The following is a 5,172-nucleotide window of genomic DNA, read 5'->3' on the forward strand; positions in this document are numbered from 1 at the left end:
CCGGTCCGCCAGCCATCCTGCCCGGCGTTTATCAGTGAAGACAGTGCCAACCTCATTGTGACTACGGCTTACCACGAAATGAGTGACGCCATGCACCAAAATGATCCCGGCGCGGGCAAGACCTATCTGGTGGAAGTTGCCGGCAAAGGCCGGTTCGATCCCCCCGTGCGACTGTAGTTTATCGGGCAAGGAACCATTCGTCCGACCCATCGTTACTTCCCTGTAAAACCAAGTGAGCGAGCTACTTTTTGCGGAAGCTGCAAAGCTGCCGAAGGAGTAGTTGTGGCCAACCAGGAGGACGACATGGGATTTTTTTCTAAAGACATCAAGACGATGGACGATCTCTTCGTCCATACGCTGCGTGATATTTACTATGCTGAAAACCAGATCGTGAAGGCTCTGCCCGAAATGATCGACAAGGCCTCCGATCAGGAACTGAAGAACGGTTTCGAAAAACACCTTCAGGAGACCGAGATGCAGATCGAGCGTCTGGAAGAAGTGTTCAAATTGCATGGAGTAGACGTTGCCGGCGTCAATTGCCCAGCGATTGACGGCATTCTCGAGGAAGCCGATGATGTTTCGGGTGAGGTCGATGACGATCAGGTTCTGGATGCTGCGCTCATCGCCGCTGGGCAGGCGGTCGAGCATTACGAGATCACGCGCTATGGTACTCTTGTCGCCTGGGCAAAACAGCTCGGCCGTAACGATTGTGCGGCACTGCTCCAGCAGAATCTCCAGGAAGAAATGAATACGGACAAGGCTTTGACCGCTATGGCTGAAAGCCGGGTCAACGCCGCAGCGGCCTGATCTAGCGCCAGTCTGCAAAAGCCCGCATCAGCCGCTGATGCGGGCTTTTTTATCCCTGCGTCATGTAAATATAACGGTCGAATTTTCTATCGTTCAAGGACCTTGACAAGTCGAGGCCACTGTCATTCTATTGGCGATCCATTATTAGGTACTATATTCCATAATAATGGATCACAATGAAACCATTCGCTAGACGAATAGGGGAACGAAGATGACCAACCGACTGCGTGTTGCGGCAGCTGTAGCTGCATTCGCGATGCTGCCTTCTCTTACGGCGTTCGCACAGGAAACCAAAAGCAAACTGGATGAAGTTCTGGCCCGGGGTCATCTGGTTCTCGGCACTGGCAGCACCAATGCGCCATGGCATTTCAAGAGCGTAGACGACAAGCTTCAGGGTTTTGACGTCGACATGGGTCATATCATCGCCAAAGCTCTGTTTAATGACCCGGACAAGATCGAATTCGTCAATCAATCTTCCGACGCGCGTATTCCAAACATCACAACGGACAAGGTCGATATCACCTGCCAGTTCATGACAGTGACCGGAGAGCGGGCACAGCAGATCGCTTTCACCATTCCTTACTACCGGGAAGGCGTTGGTCTCATGCTCAAGGCCGATAGCAAATATGCCGATTATGCCGCGCTGAAAGCCGCCGGCTCGGCGGTCACGATCTCCGTTCTACAGAATGTCTATGCTGAAAGCATGGTCCATGCAGCCCTGCCGGAAGCCAAGGTCGACCAGTACGAATCCGTTGACCTTATCTATCAGGCTCTTGAGTCCGGCCGGGCAGACGCAGCGGCGACAGATCAGTCGTCGCTTGCGTGGTACATGACCCAGAACCAGGGCCGCTACAAGGATGCCGGCTATGGCTGGAATCCGCAGACCTATGCCTGTGGCGTCAAGCGTGGCGACCAGGATTGGCTGAACTTCGTCAACACTGCGTTGCACGAAGCAATGACCGGTGTTGAGTTCGACTTCTATGCGAAATCGTTCAAAACCTGGTTCGGCAAGGATCTGACGCCTCCGCAAATCGGCTTCCCGGTCGAATACAAGTAACGCGATCACGCTGCGGCTTCGGAAATATCCGAAGCCGTTTCCTTCTCGTTCCGGATAACAGGAACATTATGGGTTATACGCTGAATTTTGCTGCAGTGTGGCGAAGCTTCGATCTTCTGCTCGAAGGGCTGGCGCTCAGCCTTGCCCTGGCCTTTGGTGCAATCCTGATTGGCGCAGCGATTGGCCTGTTCACGGCATTCTGTCTGATATCGAAGAACGGCTTTGCGCGGCGTCCAGCCGGAATTTACGTGACGATCATCCGCAACACACCGATCCTCGTGCTTGTTCTCTTCACCTATTTCGCGCTGCCACAACTGGGTTTCCGGCTGGGCAAGATCGAAAGCTTCATCTTCACGCTCGCACTCTATTCCGGCGCATATCTTGCAGAGGTTTTTCGAGCAGGTCTGCTGTCAATTCCTGTTGGGCTGCGAGAAGCGGGGCTCGCCATCGGCCTTACGGAAATCCAGATTCGGACCTCGATCATCGCGCCGCTGATGTTTCGCAATGTCTTGCCGTCGCTGAGCAGTACAATCATCTCGCTGTTCAAGGATACGTCGCTCGCAGCGGCGATCGCCGTGCCGGAGCTGACGTTCGAGGCGCGCAAGATCAATGTCGAGACCTTCCGTGTCATTGAGACCTGGATCGTCGCCAGCTGCCTCTACGTTATAACCTGCYCGATCCTCGCCGCGCTGATGCGTGCCCTCGAGYGTCGCCTGTCAGTGCCGAGGTGATGTGATGGATATTGCTCATTTCCTCGATATTCTCTGGCTCGCCCGCATACCGATCCTCAAGGGTCTTGGTTTCACCATTTCGATTTCCCTGCTGGCGATTTGCTTTGGCACACTACTTGGAATATTTGTCGGCCTTGCTCTGACCTATGGCGTCCGGCCGCTGCGCTGGATCGTGCGAGGCTATACGGATTTCATTCGCGGTACGCCGGTCCTGGTTCTCGTGCTGGCAAGCTACTATGTGCTCAGCACGATCGGTCTTGATCTCAGCCCGTTTCAGGCCGGCGTATTGGCCCTCGCCGTGTTCTGCAGTTCCCACGTCGGAGAGATAGTCCGAGGAGCGCTTCAAGCCATCCCAAAGGGTCAGACGGAAGCTGCCAAGGCGATCGGCCTGACGTTCCCGCAAACTTTTGCTTATGTGCTCGGGCCGCAAGCGTTGCGCCAGATTCTCCCTGCCTGGGTGAATACGGCCGCAGAAATGGTCAAGGCATCGACATTGCTCTCCATCATCGGCGTTGCCGAGTTGTTGCTGCGTACGCAGGAAATTATCTCGCGATCGTTTCTCAGCCTCGAATTCTATTTCTTCGCCGGCTTTCTCTATTTCATCATCAATTATGCCATCGAGCGTTTCGGCCGGTATGTCGAACGCAAGACCGCTATTCCGTCCTGAGGCGATAACGATGCCAAACCATCTTCTAGAAATCCGCGATCTGCACAAAAGCTACGGCGATGTCGAGGTCCTGAAAGGCGTTGATTGCACTATGGCGCAGGGCGACGTCATCAGCATCATCGGCTCCAGCGGCTCGGGCAAGACTACCATGTTGCGCTGTATCAACATGCTGGAAGAATTTCAGGGCGGCACGATCAGTATCGATGGCGAGGAGATCGGCTACGAGATGGCTGGCGGCCAGCGCCGCCGCAAGAGCGAAAAGGAGATCGCGCGCCAGCGGGCATTGACCGGCATGGCCTTTCAGCAATTCAACCTCTTCCCGCATATGAGCGCCGCTCGCAACGTTATGCTCGGGCTGATGAAGGTGAAGAAGTTGGGCAAAGATGAAGCACGATCCATTGCCGAGAAATGGCTCGATCGCGTTGGTCTGCGCTCACGTGCCGATCATTTCCCCGGCCAGCTTTCTGGTGGCCAGCAGCAGCGCGTGGCAATCGCGCGTGCCATCGCCATGAACCCCAGACTGATGCTCTTCGACGAAGTGACATCAGCGCTCGATCCCGAGCTTGTGAACGAGGTCTTGCAGGTCATCAAGTCGCTGGCTCAGGACGGCATGAGCATGCTGCTCGTCACCCACGAGATGCGGTTTGCTTACGAGGTCTCCAACCGCGTCATCTTCATGAACCAGGGGCGCATCGGTGAGGAGGGGAACCCGCGCGAAATGTTTCACAAGCCGAAGAGCGAACGGCTTTCCGAATTTCTCAAGACATCGAGCTTCGGGGAGCGTTAGCCTCGTTTCCGCCATGCGTCGACTGACCACGCGCCTGGACCAAAAGCCAACAAAGCTAAAAACCCGCCGGCAATGGCGATGTTCTTGTTAAAATTGATCAATTGTTCGAGATTTCCGAAATCGGTATGAAACAAAAGAGCCGTTAGCAAACAAAATCCGGCAAGCGCGACAGCAGCATAGCGGGTCATGAAACCGGCAGCGACGAGAATCCCGCCACCGAGTTCGGTTAGAATGACGAGCGGCAACAGCTTGGCTGAAACGCCGTTGGCCTCCATATAGGCTGCAGTACCGGCATAGTCGGCAATCTTGCCCCAGCCTTCCATGACAAAAATATAAGCAAGAAACAGCCTGGCCAGTAACGCGACTGGGGCCTGAAAACCTTCCATACTATCCTCCGCTAACAACACTTCACGAGGGGGGTGTGTGCCAATAACACCGAAAATGCCCATTCTATTCGAAACAAAAATGAAAAGAGGGTACCGTCCTTGGCTTAAGGCAACTAATGGCCGAAAAAGAACCCGGCTGCATCAAGTATAGCCATCACAACAATCGCTGTGGTCAGGACAATGCCAAGGCCCCGCTCAAAATTGCCGAGCCGATTGGATGTCTGGATCAGCTTGCCATCCCAATAAAGATTGCCGGTTTCTTCATTGATGCCGAACAAGGCACTGCCTTTCAGCGATAATTGCCTTACGTTCCGGGGCCAATGGGATGGCACCGGTTCGCGTGAAAATCGGCCGTTGCGGTGATCGGGAAAGTCAGTCTCTAATCGCATTGAAGGGTCTCCTTGATAACCGGCAACACAACAGGCGGCTGGTTGCAAATCAAGTGGCGCAAACCTTCAATCGCAAGTGTCGGTTAATGCACTGTCAGCAACCGGAACGTGTCAATGAGGATCGCCAGAAAAACGCCGGCCCCGGTGATGATCACGCCATTCAGAAACAGCCGGCTTGCCTTGTCGTAGACGACTTTTTTCAATGACGACGTTTGCAAAAGTAACGCCAGGGAGCGCAGTTGAAAGACGATGCCTATGGCTATGACCACCAGCGTCGGCAGGTCGGTAAGTCTCCACGGTATTGGATTGCTGGCCCACTGCGTAAGGAAGCCCAGGGAAAATGAAAGC

At 54.4% G+C, this 5,172-nt stretch carries 8 protein-coding genes; 5 read left to right on the forward strand and 3 right to left on the reverse strand.

Annotation, left to right across the window (positions count from 1 at the left end; translation table 11 throughout):
- Nucleotides 1–303 precede the first annotated feature (303 nt).
- The 5 genes from ACXJ5O_RS18110 (at nucleotide 304) to ACXJ5O_RS18130 (ending at nucleotide 4,049) form a co-directional block, all read left to right on the forward strand.
- Nucleotides 304–807, forward strand: a complete 504-nt coding sequence (locus tag ACXJ5O_RS18110) for a YciE/YciF ferroxidase family protein (RefSeq protein ID WP_457301105.1) — start codon at nucleotides 304–306, stop codon at nucleotides 805–807.
- Between the two features lie 211 nt (nucleotides 808–1,018).
- On the forward strand, nucleotides 1,019–1,864 hold the full coding sequence (locus ACXJ5O_RS18115) for a transporter substrate-binding domain-containing protein (RefSeq protein WP_457301106.1): 846 nt from the start codon (nucleotides 1,019–1,021) through the stop codon (nucleotides 1,862–1,864).
- 68 nt (nucleotides 1,865–1,932) lie between these two features.
- Nucleotides 1,933–2,595 (forward strand): amino acid ABC transporter permease, encoded by a 663-nt coding sequence (locus ACXJ5O_RS18120; protein WP_457301107.1) that lies wholly within the window; start codon nucleotides 1,933–1,935, stop codon nucleotides 2,593–2,595.
- 4 nt (nucleotides 2,596–2,599) lie between these two features.
- Nucleotides 2,600–3,262, forward strand: a complete 663-nt coding sequence (locus ACXJ5O_RS18125; protein ID WP_183662976.1) for an amino acid ABC transporter permease — start codon at nucleotides 2,600–2,602, stop codon at nucleotides 3,260–3,262.
- Nucleotides 3,263–3,272: 10 nt separating this feature from the next.
- Nucleotides 3,273–4,049: an amino acid ABC transporter ATP-binding protein gene (locus tag ACXJ5O_RS18130; protein ID WP_457301108.1), complete on the forward strand. Its 777-nt coding sequence runs from the start codon at nucleotides 3,273–3,275 to the stop codon at nucleotides 4,047–4,049.
- Here the strand turns inward: ACXJ5O_RS18130 and ACXJ5O_RS18135 are convergent.
- The 3 genes from ACXJ5O_RS18135 to ACXJ5O_RS18145 all read right to left on the reverse strand — a co-directional run.
- Complete coding sequence (locus ACXJ5O_RS18135; RefSeq protein ID WP_457301109.1) at nucleotides 4,046–4,435, reverse strand: DoxX family protein; 390 nt, start codon at nucleotides 4,433–4,435, stop codon at nucleotides 4,046–4,048. The genes ACXJ5O_RS18130 and ACXJ5O_RS18135 overlap by 4 nt on opposite strands.
- A 113-nt stretch (nucleotides 4,436–4,548) precedes the next feature.
- Complete coding sequence (locus ACXJ5O_RS18140) at nucleotides 4,549–4,824, reverse strand: hypothetical protein (protein ID WP_158482250.1); 276 nt, start codon at nucleotides 4,822–4,824, stop codon at nucleotides 4,549–4,551.
- Between the two features lie 83 nt (nucleotides 4,825–4,907).
- On the reverse strand, nucleotides 4,908–5,172 hold a 265-nt coding region (locus ACXJ5O_RS18145; protein ID WP_457301110.1), incomplete at its 5' end, for a hypothetical protein.

This window comes from Phyllobacterium sp. P5_D12, from assembly GCF_054049495.1.